This window comes from Oceanirhabdus seepicola (genome assembly GCF_023684385.1).
Lineage (GTDB): Bacteria > Bacillota > Clostridia > Clostridiales > Clostridiaceae > Oceanirhabdus > Oceanirhabdus seepicola.
This window is the reverse complement of sequence record NZ_JAGSOJ010000002.1, coordinates 699,580-720,779: the sequence shown is the minus strand read 5'-3', so window position 1 is coordinate 720,779 and position 21,200 is coordinate 699,580. Positions and strand designations below refer to the sequence as shown.

The 21,200-nt window shown below is 31.3% G+C and carries 16 protein-coding genes; 3 read left to right on the top strand and 13 right to left on the bottom strand.

The window, feature by feature from the left end; all coding sequences use genetic code 11:
- Positions 1 to 227: 227 nt before the first annotated feature.
- From KDK92_RS10890 to KDK92_RS10865, 6 genes are all read right to left on the bottom strand, one after another.
- Positions 228 to 1,232 carry a WYL domain-containing protein gene (locus tag KDK92_RS10890; RefSeq protein WP_250859282.1) on the bottom strand — a complete coding sequence of 335 codons (1,005 nt, stop codon included), beginning with the start codon at positions 1,230 to 1,232 and terminating at the stop codon, positions 228 to 230.
- Positions 1,216 to 2,502 carry a WYL domain-containing protein gene (locus KDK92_RS10885; protein WP_250859281.1) on the bottom strand — a complete coding sequence of 429 codons (1,287 nt, stop codon included), beginning with the start codon at positions 2,500 to 2,502 and terminating at the stop codon, positions 1,216 to 1,218. Before KDK92_RS10885 ends, KDK92_RS10890 begins: the two co-directional genes overlap by 17 nt.
- Before the next feature lie 120 nt (positions 2,503 to 2,622).
- Positions 2,623 to 3,846, bottom strand: coding sequence for an RtcB family protein (locus tag KDK92_RS10880; protein WP_250859280.1), 1,224 nt, complete (start codon positions 3,844 to 3,846; stop codon positions 2,623 to 2,625).
- A gap of 12 nt (positions 3,847 to 3,858) precedes the next feature.
- The gene (locus tag KDK92_RS10875) at positions 3,859 to 5,292 is read right to left on the bottom strand and encodes a TROVE domain-containing protein (RefSeq protein WP_250859279.1); all 1,434 of its coding nucleotides are present in this window, start codon (positions 5,290 to 5,292) and stop codon (positions 3,859 to 3,861) included.
- A 582-nt stretch (positions 5,293 to 5,874) separates the two neighbouring features.
- On the bottom strand, positions 5,875 to 7,683 hold the full coding sequence (locus KDK92_RS10870; protein ID WP_250859278.1) for a vWA domain-containing protein: 1,809 nt from the start codon (positions 7,681 to 7,683) through the stop codon (positions 5,875 to 5,877).
- Between the two features lie 18 nt (positions 7,684 to 7,701).
- Entirely contained in the window at positions 7,702 to 8,760 is a 1,059-nt protein-coding gene (locus KDK92_RS10865; RefSeq protein ID WP_250859277.1) for an AAA family ATPase, read from the bottom strand.
- A gap of 222 nt (positions 8,761 to 8,982) precedes the next feature.
- Between KDK92_RS10865 and KDK92_RS10860 the strand changes: the two genes are divergently transcribed.
- Positions 8,983 to 11,019, top strand: coding sequence for a thioredoxin domain-containing protein (locus tag KDK92_RS10860; protein ID WP_250859914.1), 2,037 nt, complete (start codon positions 8,983 to 8,985; stop codon positions 11,017 to 11,019).
- Between the two features lie 66 nt (positions 11,020 to 11,085).
- On the opposite strand, the gene KDK92_RS10855 is transcribed toward KDK92_RS10860, so the two are convergent.
- Positions 11,086 to 11,847, bottom strand: coding sequence for a class D sortase (locus KDK92_RS10855; RefSeq protein WP_250859276.1), 762 nt, complete (start codon positions 11,845 to 11,847; stop codon positions 11,086 to 11,088).
- A 536-nt stretch (positions 11,848 to 12,383) separates the two neighbouring features.
- Between KDK92_RS10855 and KDK92_RS10850 the strand changes: the two genes are divergently transcribed.
- Together KDK92_RS10850 and KDK92_RS10845 are read left to right on the top strand one after the other, a co-directional pair.
- Positions 12,384 to 13,664, top strand: a complete 1,281-nt coding sequence (locus tag KDK92_RS10850) for a hypothetical protein (protein ID WP_250859275.1) — start codon at positions 12,384 to 12,386, stop codon at positions 13,662 to 13,664.
- Between the two features lie 182 nt (positions 13,665 to 13,846).
- On the top strand, positions 13,847 to 14,680 hold the full coding sequence (locus KDK92_RS10845; protein ID WP_250859274.1) for a hypothetical protein: 834 nt from the start codon (positions 13,847 to 13,849) through the stop codon (positions 14,678 to 14,680).
- Between the two features lie 136 nt (positions 14,681 to 14,816).
- Here KDK92_RS10845 and KDK92_RS10840 read toward each other — a convergent pair whose 3' ends face one another.
- The 6 genes from KDK92_RS10840 to KDK92_RS10815 form a co-directional block, all read right to left on the bottom strand.
- Entirely contained in the window at positions 14,817 to 15,935 is a 1,119-nt protein-coding gene (locus KDK92_RS10840; RefSeq protein ID WP_250859273.1) for a DUF5305 domain-containing protein, read from the bottom strand.
- A gap of 133 nt (positions 15,936 to 16,068) precedes the next feature.
- Complete coding sequence (locus KDK92_RS10835; RefSeq protein ID WP_250859272.1) at positions 16,069 to 16,887, bottom strand: hypothetical protein; 819 nt, start codon at positions 16,885 to 16,887, stop codon at positions 16,069 to 16,071.
- A 37-nt stretch (positions 16,888 to 16,924) separates the two neighbouring features.
- The gene (locus KDK92_RS10830; protein WP_250859271.1) at positions 16,925 to 17,713 is read right to left on the bottom strand and encodes a hypothetical protein; all 789 of its coding nucleotides are present in this window, start codon (positions 17,711 to 17,713) and stop codon (positions 16,925 to 16,927) included.
- Positions 17,714 to 17,820: 107 nt separating this feature from the next.
- On the bottom strand, positions 17,821 to 18,396 hold the full coding sequence (locus tag KDK92_RS10825; protein WP_250859270.1) for a hypothetical protein: 576 nt from the start codon (positions 18,394 to 18,396) through the stop codon (positions 17,821 to 17,823).
- A 286-nt stretch (positions 18,397 to 18,682) separates the two neighbouring features.
- Positions 18,683 to 19,891: a signal peptidase I gene (locus KDK92_RS10820; protein WP_250859269.1), complete on the bottom strand. Its 1,209-nt coding sequence runs from the start codon at positions 19,889 to 19,891 to the stop codon at positions 18,683 to 18,685.
- 23 nt (positions 19,892 to 19,914) lie between these two features.
- Entirely contained in the window at positions 19,915 to 21,102 is a 1,188-nt protein-coding gene (locus tag KDK92_RS10815; protein ID WP_250859268.1) for a hypothetical protein, read from the bottom strand.
- Between the last annotated feature and the right edge of the window lie 98 nt (positions 21,103 to 21,200).

Sequence of the window (21,200 nt, the reverse complement as noted above, 5' to 3'; positions counted from 1 at the left end):
GCATACCAAATAAACCTCTTCCCCATTTTAGGAAAGAAAAGCCCAATGTGAAATAATCATTAATTTTTTATAAAGCCTCTATATGAGAACTCTATAGTAAAAATAAAATTAATAAGTTTAGTAATTTGCTGGTGTCATAACTTGTTACCTCCATAGATTTATTGTAAATATTTTCTTAAGTGATTGTACCATATAATTACACTAAAGACAAGATTAATCTTTTTATTTTACAGCTCCATAGCTTTCTTTATCTTTCTAACTACCACATCAATAATCCTATGTGGAGATATTACCTTTACAAATGGACCAAGGGCAATAAGTTTCCTTATTACATCATCCTCTTCAAAAGTATAATAATTAAGTTTTATCTCATACTTATTATCTCCCAAAAACCTTGATGTTCTCTCAAATCCTGAAAAACACATGAAACATCTCTCCATGGCTCCTCTCTCATCAGTAACCTCTATCACTATAGGCTCTTTTGCATATTTATTTTCTTTTAGCAATTTTAATACTTCTTGTTTATCAATATTTGGCTTCATATCATGTACCAGTTCCACCTTTTCTATGGTGTGAAGATTTACCATAATAGGTCTATTTTCTTCTAACGAATACATCGATATTCTAAATTTATCATCTTTTAAAGAGTATTCTATTCTTATTGGTAATGATAGTTTATTCTCGTATCGCCTTCCCCATTTATCAACATTACTATATCTAATTGGCTTGTTCTGTACTATTCCTTCTAAAATTGTATGAAAGTCATCATGAAACTTTGAATAATCAATACTCACATCATTATTTGCCGTGTAAGTTCTCTCAATCATATCAATATTCCCTATTCCCTCAACATCATTTAATGCTTCTTCTAATTTTAGAACAAGTGTATCGCCTAATAGCACCTTCACCATAGGTTCCTCTATTAATCTTTTCATCCACTGCTTTTCTACTACATTAAACCTAACTGGGATGTTTTGATTCGTACTATGATTAATTGATGGATAAAAAAGACCATCTTTCTCCCTTAACAGATTCAGATTATCTTTATCATCATACTCATTTAACAATAACCCTTGAAAAGTTTTAAAATCTTTCCCAATGACCTTTTCATCATATTCCCCATCATCAATAAGTTTTATCACCTGTTCTTTACTCAAACCATCCTTTGCTAAACTTAAAATAAGGAAAACCAAACGAAAATATCTATTTTTACACTCATGAAATAATTCCATAATTGTTCAGCATCTCCTTCCAATCATCTTTTAATCTTTTATCTAGCCATTTAGGAGATATTATTTTTATATATCCAGAATAACTTCTAAGCCAAGGAATCATCTCATGGCAATCATTTACTCTCTTTTCAATGAAATACTCTCCATTTTCTATATTATCTATGGTGTATTCCCCTAATTCACTTTTTATCTTTTCCAGTATGTATTTTTCCTTTGATTCATCTATAATAACCTTAATCCTTAAGGTATCGTATCCCTCAATCTTGTTGCACGGAACACTTGACCAGCTATTCTTCATACAATCAGTATACTTTTGTTCAAACTCTTTTGGGTTATATGTTTCTTTATGAATAACCACGTCCTCTACCCTATCCAAACGTGAAGATACACACCTTCCATTTTCATTGAAACTAAAAAGATAAAATCTACCACAATTCACATCATACCTAAGTTTGAAAGGTTTAATCACCTCTCTTGATTTTATACGCCTTCCTGCTTTTGAAGTGTTATGGCTTATCAAATTTCTACTGTTTATAGCCTTCATAAATTTCCAAAGAATCTCTTCATCAATTAAAGGATGAAAATGAAGATTTTTATATTGAAAACAACCATCATAGTCCTCATTAATTCCTCTCTCATATACCATATAATCCTTTAAGGTTTCTTCACAATAATATCCACTTATTGTTGGAAATAATATATTTTTATAAAGAGATACAAGAAAAAACAACTTTTTTACTTCATCATTGTCAAGCTCTTTTAAAATATCCTCTGAAATGCTATATGCCTTACTCCTACCTTTTTTTTCATATTTTAATATCTCCAAGGAGTTTGTTAATTCATTTATCTTTCTCTGTACAGTCTTACTACTTATATTATCATAGGATATTAAGCCTTCTTCAATTAGAAATTCCTCAATTTCTAAAAAAGTCATAGGCTTATCCACTTTATTTAATGCCATTAATAAATAGAAGTGTAAAACAAGATCTGTTTTAGTGAAACTCTTACTCTGATAGGTACTAACCAAGAAATTTTGTGTATTACTAATAGAATCATAACTAAGGCTCAGAAGCTTGTTCCTTCCTTCCCAATCACTCCTTATGAATTCATTTTCAATATATTGTTGTATTCTTCTGATTTCATAACTAACTTTTCTTGAACTTACTAAACTCTTATTCTCTAGATCTTCCCTAGAAAAACACCCATAAAGAAAAATATCTCTTAATATGCAGCGTATATTATCATAATGCTTTATAAAATCACTGAACATATCTACACCCCTATCCTGTTTCCTATATCTTACTATTATATCTGATTTCCTTTTTAAATTCACCCATATATATTCCAAACTAAAATAAAATAGCTGCTTATACCAAACAGCTATTTTTTATTATGATTCTGCTTTAAAATTATATATAGGCTTTATTACATCGATTATATCAACTGTATCATGAATATTCTTCACTATCTCTTCCATAGGCTTATACACCATTGGAGCCTCATCTAAAGTTGATTTACTAACAGAGGTAGTATATATTCCATTCATTGACTGTTTAAATTCTTCTAAGGTTACGGTTTCTTTCGCCTTAGTTCTACTCATAATCCTTCCTGCACCATGTGGTGCAGAGTAATTCCAATCTTCATTACCCTTACCAATACATATTAAACTTCCATCTCTCATATTAATTGGAATTAGAACCTTCTCTCCCTTATACGCAGATATACTTCCTTTTCTTATTATGTTATCCTCAAAGTTAATGTAATTATGAGTAGTATTAAAATATTCAAATCGCTTTAATTCTCTTCCTACTAATTTTTTCAATATAATATCTGCCATTGTTTCTCTATTTAATAGAGCATACTCTTGACATATGTTCATGTCATGTAGATATCTTTCTTTGAATTCTCCAGTTAAATAACATAATTGTTTAGGAAATTCAGGTTCAAGTTCATCATACTTTTTCTTTAATTCTTTTAATGCCTTTTGTATCTCTTTCCTTCTTCCCGCTTTTTTATATTCTTGAATTAACTCTTCACGTTCTTTGAAATAAGATTCCTTTCCACTACATAAATCGATAGCTAGATTCTGATAAATTTGTGCCACTTGAGTACCAAGATTCCTACTACCTGAGTGAATAACAAGATAACTTTTCCCTTTAGAGTCTTTACCCACTTCTATAAAGTGATTTCCTCCCCCTAATGTTCCTATACTTCTCTCAATTCTTTTAGTTCTCTTTAAGTCTCTATAACAGTGTAATTCCTGTAGTTTCTCGTATCTCACAATCCTTCCTTCATGAGTACTCTTTCCAGAGGGAATATGTTTTCTTATTATCTCATCAAGTTTTTTTACATCTACCTTTGTATCACCTAGCTCAACAGTAAGCATCCCACACCCAATATCAACTCCAACAATATTAGGAATAACCTTATCTCCAAGGTCTGCTGTAAATCCAATGACACACCCGACTCCTACATGGGTATCTGGCATTATTCTTACCTTGCATCCTTTAGTAAATGGTAGATCACATAATTTTTTAAGTTGGTCTATTGCTTCTTGTTCTATATTATCTGTAAATACCTTAGCTCCACTATATTTTCCTTGTACTTTTATCATAAAAATCCTCCATTAATCAAAGTAATACCTTTCAATACTCTCTTTTAAACTTCCTATTCCATTCTCTACTTTATATATAAACTCCAATATTTTTTCATTCCATCCAGCTATTATGTTAACTCTCTCTCCATGAAACTGCTGTGTTCCATATCCTTGCAAATCAATAGCATGAACCCATACATCTGGATTAACCTTCTTTTTATATTTCTCAAGAAAATGTTGACATGTATTATAGCCATTATTAATTTCATTATCTGAAAGAATTATTATTCTATCTACAAAAATTCTATTATCAAGGAGATATCTTATAGGTAATGTTATATCTGTTCCACCACCATTAATTGGTATGGAATTTGCATTTGATATTATTCCATTTGTACTTGCCATTGGATTTGAGTATAGACGTGTATCGAAAGTAGTTGTAATTGTTTCCTCACAAATATGATTTGAAATTGCCATCATCAGCACAGCAATCTCCGCACATGAAATATCACTTTTCCCGCTCAAGTTCCACCTCATTGAACCAGATACATCTGCTGAAATCATAGTTTTTCCTTTTAGAGTATTGATATTATTAGTTGAATACTCTAAAGCCTTCTCAAGGGTATCATACACCTTTGATGTACCAATCCCTTCATTTTTTAAAACATTGTATGCTGAATAATATCTGAAAGGGAGTTGTTTACTTCTTCTAACTTTATTTTCATCACTTAAAAATTCATATATATCATCTATATTATTTGGCTCAGCCTTAATTATATTTCTCAGGTTACGCAAAGTTGCCATATATCCTAACCGTTTTCCTTCTATCAACTCTTCCCATGTCTCTTTTTTATTTCCTTTGGTTGATAATTCTACTTCCCAAGTTACTGGTGCTTTTAACTGATCCTCTAATACTCTTTTGAACATATTACTCTGCTCTTCTGTTTTAGCCTTTGGATGAGTAAGACATAAAATATCTTTTAATCTCACATCTTTCTTCCTATTATACTTGGCAAGTGAATACTCATCAAAGGTGATAAATGCATCAGCTACTCCTTTTTTCATGGAATTAGGAATAGGTTTCCCATAAGTATTTAGAGTATAGCTTACTATCTCACTCATGTCATCTACTCTCTCAACTATTTCATTTATTGCTTTTCTCACATACTTCTTACCTTGTTCTGACCGTGCCAATTCTCCTATGAGCACATGTGAAATACTTCTTAGATGCATTTCTTTTCTTGCATAGATTGCTAAATTAGCCACAAATTTTGGATCTTCTTTAATCATTTTCCTAATATCTTCTAATATTTCCTCTGAGTTATCCCCATAAAACTTCTTTTCATTAAAGAAACTTGTTAATATTGCCATAATCAATTTTTCTTTTATATCCATACTATAGGCAACATGCCCCGATTTATTATTTTTAAAAATTCCACTTTTATTAGAATTAAACTTACTCATTTTACTACCTCCATTCAAGGGAGAAAAGCTATTTAAGTATTAGTACATTTTGTACCAACTAGTGCTCTACCATTTGAGCTATCTACTGATATACCATACTGCAACTTAATTTATACACGTTCAAAATCTCAGCGTTTCAATGAGTTATGGACTTGTATAAATTAATAGTTGAAGTGGTATATCTATACTAATATTTAGTATAGAGTGAGACTCGAACTCACAACACCTAACGCTTTAATCGAAGTAACTTAAATATGCACTACCCTATTCATTTTTTCCTGTTCCTTACAATATCTATTATAGTTATATTAAGGGTTTTATTACAGACAAAAACTTTGCAAAGTTAACTTGATTATGAAATTAATTCTAAATGCAGATGGGAATTAAAAATCTGTGTATAACTTATGATATAATTTCAGTGTATGAACGTATTGAAATTATATCTTTAAAGTTGGTGATAAAGTGAAACAATATTATACGGTAGGACAATTATCTAAGTATACTGGAATTCCAAAACAAACTTTGAAATATAAAATAACTCCCCAATTAAAAGGGAGTTATTTTATATTGATTTAATGTATCCTATTTCATTTTAAAGACTTCACCTTTCGGTACAAATGGTAAGCTTCTACCTTCAGGTAATAAAAATGCATGTTCTCTCTTAATGCGAAGTTTATCACAAAAGCCATCTGTAATTATTAGTATTGGTCCATCTTTTGGAAAATCTTCAGCTTTTTCTAGAATATCAATGCCTAGCTGAAGTATTGTTCCACCTCTCCCCTTTACTTTTACTTTGTCTGCAATAGCTTCAGGTGACATGTATCCCTCATCATAAACTGCTGCATCACAGAAAATAACGCGGACATATGGAACATCTCTGGACATGCTGTAACTAGCAATTGTTCCAAGAGCTTTTGCTAATAAAATTCTATCCATTGAACCTGAAGTATCAATTAAAACTCCAAAGGTTCTTCCATCTTCACTTCCATATGGATATACCCATCTAGGTCTTGGAATATCTGGTGTTGATGACTGTCTTCTACTTTGTCTAGCATAAGACCTTACCTTTTCAATGGGTGCAAAGTAATTATCGAACCATTTTGCAAGTTCCACATCCCAAGGTATTGGTGGCTGAGAAAGTGCTTTTATTTCTTCTATAAGACCTGCGGGTAAAAAGCCTCTCTCTGTATTTTCATGATATTGAAGTCCCTGACTTAAGCATTTTTTATAAAATTCATCAAGAGTTATACCATCTCCAATATTCCACCAATCAGTTCCATCCCCTTCTAAAATATCAGATAATCCGCACCCTCTTAGAGTTGCAAGTTTCCTATATTTTCTTATATCCGTAACAATTCTATCATATATATCTTCTGCAGAAAGTCCTTTTAGTTCAATATCATGGAGTGCTCCTATCTTTGGAAGTTCTCCTAAGCCCATTTCTAATAACCATCCATTAATTACATAATCACAAGCGATATTCCACAAATAAGGATCTCTTCCACATCTTCTTGAGTGATGCCCCAAGCATACATGCAAAAATTCATGTGCCATTACAAATCTACACTCATATTCATCCATTCCTGCTGCAGGATTGATATATATTTCTTTAAACTGTGGATTAACTGCTGCCACTGATATCTTCATACGCTGACATATCATATTATCCTCAATAATCTCAAAGGAAGACGCTACCGCCCCAAGTAGAGGGTAACTATTAACAAACCAATTTTTTGCTTTTTTCCCTGGAGTTATTTTTTCTTTATTAGCACCAAGATATGCCTCATATCCACCAGCCACATTAACCGCACTAGTAACTGCCGAGTTCAAACCTTGTGCAAAACATTTTTGCCAATCAATTTTGTCCATCCAAGAATATTCTCTTTCATGAACCATAATCATATCACAATGGTTATTTCCTGCCGTCCCAAAATTTTTCATAGTATTTGGAATACCTTCTTCAACAAAATAATTATAAAGTTTCTCCTCACTATTACCTCTAAAATTATAATCATAAGAAAACTCTCTTGGAGGAGCACCAAGTTTCATTTCTTTTAAAAACTTAGCAATAAAACAATCGCATACAGTGTTCCAAATAAAGAAGTTCTCAATATTTTTAAAATGATTAAATCCTAAGTGCAATAGACAATGTGCAAGCACATAAACCCAGTTTTCAACTTCAGCTTTTTTATTGAAATTAACATAAATAACTCCCTTATTAGTAATAACTGCCCACCCGTCTTCAGGGCATAAACTTTCTTTTTCACGAACAAACCTAGCATGATATGCAAGAGAAGAAAACATAGGATGATTATGTAAAATATTCACTGCATTATTAAAGTTTCTTTCTGCTGGATCAAACTTTTTATCCTTCTTTTTTTTATTTGCCATATACTTTTCCTCCTGCAGTTATTGCTGCTTTTTCACAAGACGAGGAAGGTCTCTTACAATATCAACCATAAACCACGCAGGTAAACATTTATTCCCTTCTTGATCTGAAACTACAATTTGTGCAATCTCAACACTTATTGATGATAATTCTTTTAAAAGTGCTTTAGCTCTGTGAGAAAGCATTTTATGATTTTCTGTCATCTTATCTTTATTTTCAGGAAGTTCTTTTATAAGTTGAGATCTGAAAGATTGTGCAAGGAAATAAAGAACATCTCTATCTTTTGCATCGCTTGGCCAAGAAGTATCTCCATTGATAATAGATGCTAATTTATATTTATTTTTAATCTGTTTTATAAAAGCCTTAAACTGTGCTGCATGTTGAGGGGATAAACATCCTCCTGCAAGTATTCCAATCCACTCATCTGAAATATTATCGCCATATTCTTTCATTGCATCGCTGAGCATATGCCATGATCTTGGTGATGAAAATGGCTCTTCAGTTTTAGGTGGATCCATCCATAAATGATCTGGTCTTAATTTTATATACTCAATTATATTTGGGTGTATTCCTGACTCTTCTGCCCACTTAATCCAATCTCTATGAGATGCCTTAAGCTGAACATGTATCATTCTATTTATAAGCGCTGAGGACATAGGCTTTACAATAGCACTATCTTGTGCACGATTTCCTGCACCTATTACTATAGATCCTTCTGGCAATTTATACTCTCCAATTCTTCTTTCATGTATCAAACTATAAAATGCCTTTTGCACCTCATGAGAGCATGCATTTAGTTCATCTAAAAAAAGACAGTAGGGCTGTTCTTTTGCAATTATAGAAGGTGGACAAAACCTACTGCATCCATCAACTATGTGAGGAACTCCAATTATATCCTCAGGAGCAAGCTGACTTCCTAATAGTGAAACACATGGTAGTCCCACCTCCTCAGCAAACTTTTCAACTAATGAAGATTTTCCTATTCCAGGAGGTCCCCAAATAAACACTGGTCTTACTACTGATACATTTAATAAAAACTCTGAAAGTTGTTTTTGTGTAATTGTAATAACTGAATTCATACTTTTATTTATTCCTTTCTTTCACATTTTACAATATAAATTATAGTATATTACCAATTTTATTACAGACAAAAACTTTGCAAGGTTGCCTTAATTATGAAATGAATTATAGCTGGCAGCTTATAATTTCAAATTAAATTTCTTAATTTTTTAACCTTTTAGAATAGTACAGGTTCCAAAGTGATAAACTATATTGAAAATAGTAAGAAGGTAGGTAATGATATGACTATTGCGAAAGAGCATGTTAATAAATTAATTCATGAAAATTCTCCTTACTTGTTACAACACGCCCATAATCCAGTAAACTGGTATCCATGGTGTGAAGAAGCTTTTATAAAGGCTACTGAAGAAGACAAGCCGATATTTTTAAGTATTGGTTATAGCTGTTGTCATTGGTGTCATGTTATGGAGAAGGAGTCCTTTGAGGATGAAGAAGTTGCTGAAATATTAAATAAACATTATATAAGCATTAAGGTTGATCGTGAAGAAAGACCAGATATAGACAGTGTATATATGAAGTTCTGTCAAGCTTATTCTGGAAGTGGTGGCTGGCCTCTTTCAATACTTATGACACCTGATAAAAAACCTTTCTTTGCAGCAACTTATATTCCTAAACATAGCAAGTATGGCCTTGCTGGTTTCGTAGAATTACTTGATTCTATTAAAGAAACCTGGGAACTTAAAAGAGAAGAGGTTTTAAATGCAGGTGATAAAGCACAGGAGGCTTTAATCAGAAGTGAGAAATTGGATATTAAATCTATTAATGAAGATAAATTCATAGATGAGGTTATGAAAAATCTTTATAATGTAGCTGACTTTAAAAATGGGGGCTTCGGTGACAAGCCAAAATTCCCTGCTCCACACAATCTTTTATTTTTATTAAGATATTGGAAAAAAACTAAAGACGAGAATCTACTTAAAATCATAGAAAAGACTCTTGAATCAATGTATAGAGGTGGAATCTTTGATCATCTAGGCTTTGGATTCTCACGATATTCAGTAGATGAAAAATGGCTTGTACCTCACTTTGAAAAAATGCTCTATGATAATGCCCTTTTATCTTATACATATTGCGAGGCATATGAAGCAACTAAAGATACTCTTTATAAGAAATTTACTGAGAATATTTTTACCTATATTCTCAGGGATATGACTTCTCATGATGGTGGATTCTATTCCGCTGAAGATGCTGACTCTGAGGGGGTTGAGGGAAAGTTTTATGTTTTTTCACCTGATGAAGTTAAAAGTGCCTTAGGTGAAGAAGATGGTGAAAGGTATTGCAAGCTTTTTGATATAACTGAAAAAGGAAATTTTGAAGGGAAGAATATTCCTAATCTTATTAACTCCACATTATCAGAACTAAATAACCATGAAATTGATACTTTAAGAGAAAAGCTTTATAGATTTAGAGAAAAGAGAGTTCATCCTTTTAAAGATGATAAAATCTTAACCTCATGGAATGGTCTTATGATTGCTTCTCTTGCATATGCTGGAAGAGTATTTCACAATAAAGATTATATAAATCAATCTGAAAAAGCTGTAAAATTTATTATAGATAATTTATCAAATCAGGAAGGAAGACTTTTTGCAAGCTACAGAAATGGAGAGACTAATAATTTAGGCATATTAGATGATTACAGCTTCTTTATCTGGGGATTAATAGAGGTTTATCTTTCAAACTTTAAGATTCCATATTTAGAGAAAGCTATTGAATTGACAGAAAAAATGATTGAACTTTTCTGGGATGAAGATAGCCATGGTTTCTATCTATACGGAAATGACAGCGAAGAGTTAATAGTACGACCAAAAGAACTGTATGATGGTTCTGTACCATCTGGAAACAGCGTTTCTGCTCATATTCTACTGAAGCTTTATAATATTACAGGTACTACTGAATATCTAGAAAAAGCAGAAGATTTATTTAAAGCCTTTGGCAGTACAGCTGAAGATACTCCTACTGCCTATACTTTTTTTGCTTCTTCCTTAATGACGAAGAACACACCTGGTTCGCAAATTATCTTGTGTGGAAACATAGAAGATAACGAAATTCAAAGGATGCTTAAAGTTTGTTATAAAACCTATAATCCTTTCAGAATTGTTCTAGTATCTGATGGTGATGATAAACTTAAAGCGTTATGCCCTATGCTGGGTGATAAAGCTCAAATAGAAGGTAAAGCAACAGCTTATGTATGTAAAAACTATTCATGTATGAAACCCGTTACGTGTGTTGATGAACTTGAGAAGCTTTTGAATGATTAAACCCTCGAGTTTTAGAAAATACTGTAGTTAAAAATTAAGCTTGTTCGAGCATATAAACGAACAAGCTTAATTTTTTTCAATTGATTCAACTAATTTCCCTTTAATAATTAACCTATGAGATGCAACTCTTATAGGAGTACAGGTAATAAGAGTTATTTCATATTTTTCACGTGAATCTAAAACCCATGTCTCTGTGGGTTTAACAATAAATGAATCATATACTATGTATGTAAATTTATTTTTAGCTGTCTCAATATATATATAATCATCCTTATTAATTTCATCAAGTCTATTAAAAAATTCATTATAAGAATAACTTCTATGTCCTGCAATACTGCAGTTTCCCTTTTCTCCTAGCCCTGCACTATTAGAGTAATGAGCTACTGAATATTTAAGATTCTTCATAGTTACTCCATCAGATATAGCAACCTCTAACTCTATTTTGGGAATGCTCAATATCCCAATACAATTTTCATATGCATTTTTTATGTTTTCTTCTTTAGGCACGTTCTTATTATCTGTACTTTCCTTACTTATATTATTAGAATTATCTTTATCCTCAAATGATGCAGTATTCTCTTTTAATTGATTACTTTCAACCTCCTCATCTTGTTCACTATACTCAGAGTCTTGTTCCCCCTCATTAAATAAATTTAATTCACTTATATTTAACTCTTCATTTTCTTTCTCATTTATAACTGAATTCTCCAAAATAGATTTCTTCATCTGCCTCTGAATTATCTCCGTTTTAAATTTTCCGTAGTTTATTACACCTAAGATAATTATCCCCACAGTCATTAATATGATACCCATCAACTTCCTTTTCACAGTTACCGCTCCTTTTTAGACATGCTCAAATAAAGAACAAGTCAATTTCCAAAGAATAAAAATATTCCTTTCAAATGTGTTTTAATTGAAATTTAAAAAAACAAAACACTAGAAAGGCATATACTTAATATGATACATAATTCACTTGGAATATTCAACAGTTTTTACATTTATTAGAAAACAACCTTTGAAGTAGTAACAATCTATATCTCAATTCGGTTAGAATTGACTTTAAAGTTGTGTCTATTTATAGTATATTAATATTAATTGTAAAATTATAGTAATAATGTTATAATTTACTATAATTAGTGCAATTCAAATTTACCCTGATTTATTATAAAATCAAAATCTCCCGAATATATATATAATTAGGTAATCATTTCACTAACTACATAGCAACATACTTTTTACTCCTAAAATATAATTCATAATAAATTATTAAATTTTTTGATTTCTAAATTATATATATGAAATCAAAACTAATCATATGTACTATTAAAAATACATATGAAATTCAAGGAAAGGTAGGTTACTTTATGAAAAAGAAACCATTATATCTGTTTATTTTCACCATTGTTTTTGCAGTAATATTTTTAAGTTATTCTTTTACTTATGGATTGATAAACAACACAGATACGATAAAAACTTTTTATGTAACTCCAGATAATAATGTATTCAAATTAAATCTCATGGACTATTCACAATCCCCACTTTATCCAGGAGGTATATTACAAACACCATTTAACATAATAAACAATACTAATAAAAATATAAAGCTTGAAACCTTAAGTTTTGAAAATTTTTCTTTAACAAATATGTCTTCTGACAGTAAAATAGACAGCACTAACCCACGATATTATAGTTTCACAGAAGATGTGTATCTAAACTTTAAACATAAAGATACTACAATCTTTAATAAACCATTATCTCAGGTTATCAACCAACATACTTTTAAACTAGATAAAAAATTAATCTTCTCAAAAGATGCTGGAAGTGAATTTACTCTAGAACTTTCTATGATTGATAATGCTGGGAATGATGTTCAAAATCTCCAGGCAGATTTTAATATCCTATTTAATTTTACTGAACACTATGTTGACCAAGACGAAAATCCTGATCATGATCAAGGCCAAGGCCACGACCAAGATCAAGATCAAGATCAAAACCAAGATCAAGACCAAGATCAAGCCCAAGATCAAGATCAAGACAAAGATCAAGACCAAGATCAAACCCAAGACCAAGATCAAGATCAAAACCAAGATCAAGATCAAAACCAAGATCAAGCCCAAGATCAAGATCAAGACAAAGATCAAGACCAAGATCAAACCCAAGACCAAGATCAAGATCAAAACCAAGATCAAGATCAAAACCAAGATCAAGCCCAAGATCAAGATCAAGACAAAGATCAAGACCAAGATCAAACCCAAGACCAAGATCAAGATCAAAACCAAGATCAAGATCAAAACCAAGATCAAGATCAAGACCAAGATCAAGACCAAGACCAAGATCAAGACCAAGAACAAGACCAAGATCAAAACCAAGATCAAGATCAAAACCAAGATCAAGATCAAGACCAAGATCAAGACCAAGACCAAGATCAAGACCAAGAACAAGACCAAGAACAAGATCCAGCCCCAACTCTTGTTCCAGACCCTAAACCTGATAATAATCCTAATGATAATGAAGGTGGGGAGCCAATAATCATTGAAGAAAAACTTATACAAACTGGTTCATTCTTTGATTATAAGGTACTTTTGGGAATATCAGTATTATTCATAGGATCCGGTATTGCACTACTCTTCAATAAAAAGAAATAATTCAAAGTATAAAAAGTGTATTAAGATTATTTCTATATAGAACCTAAGTAGTATATATCTAATTATTTTTAGTTATATACTACTTCTATTTGATAGTTAAAAAGTATACTTTATGGTATGTTATATTTTGGAAAAATATTCTATACTATAAATATAAAATAATATTTTGGGGAGTGAAATTTATGAAAAAAGGAAAAGTAATTGCACTAATACTAGCACTATCGCTCACTACAATGGGTGTAGGATATGCAGCCTGGCAGGATAGCGTTACTATACACTCAGAAGTTACTACTGGTAATATTGACGTTCAATTCGTTGGCTTAGATAGTTTTCCTACTATACCTCTTGCAATAGCTGGCACGCCAAATAAAGCAGAAATCATTTCAAACGGTGACTCCTACATAGACTTAAAAGATAATGGAACAATAAGTAAAGATAAAAAAGTCCTAACCATAGATGCAGGAAATTTTTATCCAGCTAATTCAGAGGATCGTGTCTTAAGATCTATTAGCATTAATCCTGATAGTTCAAATTCTTCACTAGATCAAAATAGCACAGAGTTACCAGCTTTATGTTTCAATGGTGTAATACAAAATTTAGGAAGTGTCCCTGTTAAATTTGATGGAGTAGAAATTGAATGTGAAGATGATAAAGATGTAGCAAATTATATTAAAGCTGAGTTTGGTTATATATATAAACTTACCTCTAATAATTCAACAATACTTAGACTTGAAAATAATAGAGAATTTAAAGAACTAAAATCTTCTTTTCCTCCTAAACCAACTAGACCTCCGTTTGATATGTCTTTAACTAAACTAAAAAGTTATTTAGATGAAAACCTTAAAGATGTAATATTATATCCTGATGAAATTTTAACTGCTGGTGATTACTCCCAAGAAACGTCTAAAATAGTACCAAAGATTCAATTTTACATAACAGAAAATGCTCCAAATTCAATTCAGAATAAAGAGTGTAAGATAAATATTAAATTTAAATGGAAACAATTTAATAAATAACATTATCTAATATAAAACGACTTTGTCGCTGAGTTTAAACATAAGGGCTGTCTCACCTTAGAAATCACTTTCTATGGCGAGACAGCCCCTTGGCTTAACTTAATTAAGATTTTAATTTTTATTCTTATATATTAGTCTATTCAATAACATCAATTATTTCAATAGTTTGATTTTTCACCTCTTGATTTTCTTTATTCTCTATTCCCATATTATCTATTTCTATATCAGATTTAAATAAATATAATTCTTTCTCACTTATAACATAGAATTTAGATATCTCACTATAATCACTGCTATACTTGTACATGATAGGCTTACCTACTTCATCACTAATTCTCACAAGATCATCAATGGATTTTACCTTTATACACTCCCCATAATAACTAAGACCCTCTTCATTAAGAGCCACCAATCTATCCCCATGATTTTTAAATATCTTCTTAAGCTCTTTCTCATGTTCATCTATAACTACAGGTATTGTAAAGAATAATACATATATTAATGCTAGCAAACATATCCCCGCTACTATTGATAGAATAATTATTCTATTTCTATTTACAGGAAGGGAAATCTTTTTAGTTTCATCAATAACTCCATTTTGTTCGTCTTTTAAATTACCACCGATTTCAAAGTAACTTCCATCTAACGGAATTAGCATTGTAGGAGAATATGTTTTATTTATTATTCCATTATCGGTTTCAGCTTCCATGTTAACCTGTGCCTGAATTGCAAATTTCACTGAACTGGATATTTTAGCAACCTCAGAGACTTCTTTTATAAAGTCCTGAAATTTATCTAACTTTATTGTAATTTTATCCTCTATAAAATAATCTTTATCCTCTGCTTGAAAGTCTTTTCTGTCAATTATCGAAAACTCTTTCTTCCATATGTTCTTAAGACTCTCGCCTTCTCCAGTATATCCTTCTAGCACTGCCTTAATTTCGTAATCCCCTTTAATATCTGCTTCATTTTCTCCATTAAACTGAAATGTAAAAATACTCTCTATGTGCTTAACAAATTCAGATATGTATATTTGTCCTTCATCTAGAACATTTTCTTTAAATAACATATTGGGCTTCAAATGAACTTTATAATTAAATGCCGCTCCACTATTATAAGTATAAAGAGTGATTTTTTCCTCTTTTGTTTTATTGCTTTTAGCTTCCTTAAATATAAAAAAAGATGATACACATATTAGAATAATCAGTGCTACTATTAAAATTAGTTTCAAGTTTTTATTTATGCTTACTTTCATACTATACCCCTCTCTTTTGGTACTCTTTGTTTATTATGTATATTTTACCCTATTTCATATAAAAAGGCGAGTACAATTTGTACTCGCCCATTTTTCTTATTGATAATTTATTAATAATCGTATTGCTTGGTTATTATTTATTAAATTGTTTCCAGTTAAATTTAATATTAACCGTGCAATTCTTATCTTGTGTTTCATTTCCAGCACTTTGATGTATATATAAACGAAGGTGTGGAACTAGTTTTATACTCTCTCCAACAATTGCTTCAGAATCTAAACAGCCAAAAAATACGGTTGTTTCCTCACCTAAAACATAGTCATCGCCTACTGCATTATTTAAAAACGTTTCAAACTCTTCTAATGTCATATCATCCTTAGGGCAATACTGTGAAATATTCTCCACTGTATCAAATCCTTTTGTGAAATCGGAATCAATTTTTTTCCATCCTTTAAATAGTTTCCACACGTAGTAATCACCCTTATAAACTTTACATAATACGCCCTTTTCAACCCTAATTTTATTATATAAATCCATATTAGCGTTAGTATTAGGGAAAATCTCAACCCCATTAATTTTCGCTGGTATGCTTCCGGCATTTATAATTCCTGCTGTAATTCCTAATGCAGGTCTTTCGTTTCTATCATCTTTCCCGTGCCATTTTTCTCCAGTGACATCCTTTGATGGATAAAAGTTCGCTGCATTTATTGTTAGAAGTTTATCTACTCCATTTGCATCATCTCTTACTGTTCCATCATCCTCTAAAGTAACATATGAGTTTGCTGGATCTATAGATACATCTGGTAAATCATCGTTATCACAAAAACGTACATCCAATGATCCTGTATTTACTTGCGATTCTATAGTAACGCTATCCTGCCATGCTGCATAACCAGCACCCATGAATGTAATTGCTCCTACTAATGCTAGTGCTATTATTTTACCTTTTTTCATATAATTAATCCCCCTTACTTATTTAAAAATAATTATTTTATTCATTAAATTGTTTCCAAGTAAACTTTATTTCGATTTTTATGGTTTTGTTCTCATAAAAATCATAGTCGATATCTTCTATGCCACCTTTAAACTCAAGTGCCATATTTTGTACTAGGCCTCCACCATCTGGATTTTGATTAGAAGATCCAATTAAAGCCTCTTCGTGTTCCTTTAACATAACGTCACTTAAAAAATCTTCAATTTTATCACCTAGTTGCGCTAATGGTATATTTATACCTATTTCAGTCATATTATCTGGACGATACTCCACATCATCATTAAGTATCTCATAATACAACTCTGGAATATAAAAAACATCTAGTAATGTAGTATTTAGTTCATACTCACTATCTTCTTCATTTATTCCCTTAACATAACAATTTATTTGTACATTATCTATCTTTACTGGTATACTAGATAGATTTCTTATTGATCCAGGAATTGTCACAACTGCACCTGGAAAAACATTTTCACTTTCTAACTCTAATTTATCATTCTGGTCTCCTTCATTATCATTAGTTATTCGATTGGGCCAATTTACTTTTATCAACTTTGACTGTTCCCTAAAAGGCTCTCGAATACCCTGTTGTTCTTTATATATTTCTAAAGTGTCATAAGCTTCAACTTTTAAAAGTTTTTTACTACACCCGCCAATCTCTACATTCATTTTTCCTGTAGACACAGTTGATTTTAATTTAACACTATCTTGCCATGCTGCATAACCAGCTCCCATAAGTATCATTGCTACAGCCAATGCCAATGCCATAATTTTACTTTTTTTCATACATTATCATCCTTTATTTATCTGAATGGATAGCATAATATAATTTCTTTTAAAAAGCAGGGACATATTTTCCCTGCTTCAGTTAGATTATATTGTTTTCTTTAATATTATTGATTGAATTGCTTGAAGTGTGGCTCAAATTCAAAATCAACAGATGCTCCTTCTGTTCCTGTAGCACCATCTGGTAATTCTACGTCAATAATAACTTTCATATCAGTTTCTTTATTAACTGTAAGAGTTGATAGATCAACTGTGCTTAAATCATACTCTGTTCCATTAACAACTAATTTAGAAGTAAATACTAATTCATCTAGTTCTGAATTTGAAGGCATATCAAGAACTGTTAATGCATCGTCAAATTTTACTGGTATAGTACTTATGTTGTCTAAATATATTTCTGCGTGTCCAGTTGCTCCAGGATATAAGTTATCAAATGTTACCTTAACTCCTTTATTAGCGTCTATTTCTGTAATATCTCCAACACCAGCTGATGCAACATTATCATTATCAGTGTTAGTGATATTAGCAAAAGTAGCAGTACTAGTTCTATCAATATCTACTTGTAATTTACCAGTTGCTACAGTTGATTGAATAGTTACGCTATCTGTCCATGCTGCATATCCAGCACCCATAAATGTGATTCCAGCCGCAAGAGCTAATGCGATTATTTTTCCTTTTTTCATTTTATATCTCTCCCTTAAATTATATTTTAGTTTTTATTCGTGTCCATATATTCTCAGCCCACAGAGTAGCTATTATTGACTACTTAATCTCAGCGCGCTGTAGTTATTATCGACTACATATTAATTATATAGCTTCCCCCCCCTAATTTCTCCACTCTAAAGTATACTCTTTAATAGTCCTTTTAGATTATTTTCAATGGTACTAATTCATTAGAAATATACTACTTTAGTAGTATTCAGGCTGCTGAAACTCTTAATAAAAACAAAAGAGCAGATTAATCTGCTCTTAAAATTCTACCTGTTCTTTTGGTACATCATCTTTAGTTTTTAGAAGAAGAGTTGGCCACCCAATCTTTGGAACTACTTTAATAATAGTACCTTTCACATCTTCTAGCCTAACAAGATCTCCATCTTCTACTGAGTTATTATCACCTTTGGTTTTATAGCACTTTATCCCCTCTTCTTCCTTTATATCAATAATTCTGTGAGATATAAGTATATTTCCACTTTCAAACTGTATAACCTCCCCTATTTTAAGGTTCATAACACTTTCACTGTCTACTTTCTTTACTAAGATAACATCTCCTGGCTTAATTTTAGGTTCCATGCTTCCTGATGCAATAACTGAAGGATATACAGGAAATACCCCTACTGCAAACCACACAATACATATGGATACAACAACCGTTACCATCCAACTAAAGGGATTCTCCTTCTCTGCTTTAATACCTTCTTTCTCCTTTGATTCCTTTTTATATAATTCCTGAATTGTCATAAATGAGAATAAAGGTACAATTGTCCCAATAAGAGCTTTTACTATCCACTTTATATCTGGAAGTATAGGACTTAAAAATTCAAAGCCTTCAATAATCCCCATATACATGATGGCAGGTACAACCCCTCCTAAATAAGACAAATAAGATGCCATAAGACTTGTTGAAAAATTAGGAAGACCATAATTCCCCATAAACTCAGCTGTACTCTTTAATCCTGAAAGACCAGTATATCTACTGAAATTCATCTTAATAAATGCCATAAGCAGGGCAGTTAAAAATACTGCTACTCCCTTATATTTTTCTTTGGTATTACTTATCATATAACTTCTAATAATCTCCCTCGTAACTAGGGGAAAACCAAAAATCAATAGATTAGTTACTATCCCTTTTATACTATGGCTATAAGGACTCTTACCTAGACCAAAGATAATACCTGCACCAATCATAATAAGAACATATATAACCCCAAAATTAAATGCCCATAAATTCACAAACCCTTTATTTCGCAGCTTTGCTTTTGCACGCGACCTTGGAATTTTCCAAACAACTATAGCTAGTCCTATCCACATCATTGGTTTCACTACATACATATTTATATTGGTATCTATAGAAGATAATATATGTGAATTATCAATATAATATATTGATATAAGAATAAAAAGAAGCATTACACTTCTTTTGGGGTCTTTCTTTACTGGTATAAATTCATCTTTGGACATGATTTTCTCCTCCATAGTATTATTTATTTACTATCTACTTCATTATTATCTTTTGAATCCACAATTATAGCATCTGATAACTTCTCTAAAGCCTCAAGTATTTTTTCTGTTTCAGTTTGGGTTTCTTCCTCTGGCTGTTGATCATTCACATCAACTTCTTCGCCTGGTTCAGTATTACTATCATTTTCTTCTACTTTTGGATCATTATCTTGACTTTGATCATCAGCTTCACTTTGTTCTTCTATATCTATTTCATTATCTTCAATTTCATTATCTGTCTCTTCTTCTATTTGTGATGAATCCTCTTCTACTTCATTATTTGATTCTGATTCCACAATTATAGCATCAGATAAATCATCTAATGTCTCGTTTCTTTCTTCTAATTCTGAACCATTATCTTGTGTTTGATCATTAGCTTCACTTTCTTCTTCAATATCTATTTCATTATCTTCAATTAGATTATAATCTTCACTTTCATCCTCAGAAATTATCACTTCAATCTCCCCTGATAAAGCATCTATGCTGTCGTTGAATCTACTATTATCAGAAATATCCATAGATATAGCACTTGAAGTTGTTACCTCCATAGATATAGCACTTGAAGTTGTTACTTCGTTATTCGGTAATTCAACAAATATATTTAAATCAATAAACAAAGTTTCTTTCCATGAACCATATTTTGATTTAAATTCAATAGGTGCTATCGTAGTATAGTACCCATCAGCCCTAGGAATATGAACTTTTATAGTTTCACTTATAGGATTTATAATTATAAATCCTCCATTTTCGAGTTCAAATTTTTTCTCACCTTCGTTAATCATCTCTACTGGTATTGTTCCCTCATCAACCACATTGTATTTCAGAACAATATCATTTGGATAATACATTATTCCCCTAATTAAGATTGTATTAGAGTCAAATTCTACGCTAATATCATTATATTTTTTAGCTTGTGTATCTGCTGTATCTTTTATATCCCCATTAAGCTTATTACCAAAGTGTATCTCATCAAAATTTTTATCTCCATTAGGGTTATTATTAAAATATGCTTCATTAAAAATCACATCAATACTTCCAGTACTTATTTTACCAATTATGCTAACACTTTTATTCCACGCGGCATATCCTACCCCCATTACACTCAGCGAAGCAGCTATAGTACTACATATAAGTGCAGCTCTAGTTACTTTTATAAATTTTCTTCTTACCACCCCTATTTACCCCTTCCAACTACAAATTTGAAACTTTACAAACCTAATCAAACCTAATCAAAGCTATCAGATTTATATGTAGTTTTTTATAAATTTCA

What these genes read in the sequence shown, in the direction of transcription:
- KDK92_RS10890 (WP_250859282.1), bottom strand. Translation starts at nt 1,232, where the DNA reads ATGGAATTATTTCATGAGTGTAAAAATAGATATTTTCGTTTGGTTTTC.
- KDK92_RS10885 (WP_250859281.1), bottom strand. Translation starts at nt 2,502, where the DNA reads ATGTTCAGTGATTTTATAAAGCATTATGATAATATACGCTGCATATTA.
- KDK92_RS10880 (WP_250859280.1), bottom strand. Translation starts at nt 3,846, where the DNA reads ATGATAAAAGTACAAGGAAAATATAGTGGAGCTAAGGTATTTACAGAT.
- KDK92_RS10875 (WP_250859279.1), bottom strand. Translation starts at nt 5,292, where the DNA reads ATGAGTAAGTTTAATTCTAATAAAAGTGGAATTTTTAAAAATAATAAA.
- KDK92_RS10870 (WP_250859278.1), bottom strand. Translation starts at nt 7,683, where the DNA reads ATGGCAAATAAAAAAAAGAAGGATAAAAAGTTTGATCCAGCAGAAAGA.
- KDK92_RS10865 (WP_250859277.1), bottom strand. Translation starts at nt 8,760, where the DNA reads ATGAATTCAGTTATTACAATTACACAAAAACAACTTTCAGAGTTTTTA.
- KDK92_RS10860 (WP_250859914.1), top strand. Translation starts at nt 8,983, where the DNA reads ATGACTATTGCGAAAGAGCATGTTAATAAATTAATTCATGAAAATTCT.
- KDK92_RS10850 (WP_250859275.1), top strand. Translation starts at nt 12,384, where the DNA reads ATGAAAAAGAAACCATTATATCTGTTTATTTTCACCATTGTTTTTGCA.
- KDK92_RS10845 (WP_250859274.1), top strand. Translation starts at nt 13,847, where the DNA reads ATGAAAAAAGGAAAAGTAATTGCACTAATACTAGCACTATCGCTCACT.
- KDK92_RS10840 (WP_250859273.1), bottom strand. Translation starts at nt 15,935, where the DNA reads ATGAAAGTAAGCATAAATAAAAACTTGAAACTAATTTTAATAGTAGCA.
- KDK92_RS10835 (WP_250859272.1), bottom strand. Translation starts at nt 16,887, where the DNA reads ATGAAAAAAGGTAAAATAATAGCACTAGCATTAGTAGGAGCAATTACA.
- KDK92_RS10830 (WP_250859271.1), bottom strand. Translation starts at nt 17,713, where the DNA reads ATGAAAAAAAGTAAAATTATGGCATTGGCATTGGCTGTAGCAATGATA.
- KDK92_RS10825 (WP_250859270.1), bottom strand. Translation starts at nt 18,396, where the DNA reads ATGAAAAAAGGAAAAATAATCGCATTAGCTCTTGCGGCTGGAATCACA.
- KDK92_RS10820 (WP_250859269.1), bottom strand. Translation starts at nt 19,891, where the DNA reads ATGTCCAAAGATGAATTTATACCAGTAAAGAAAGACCCCAAAAGAAGT.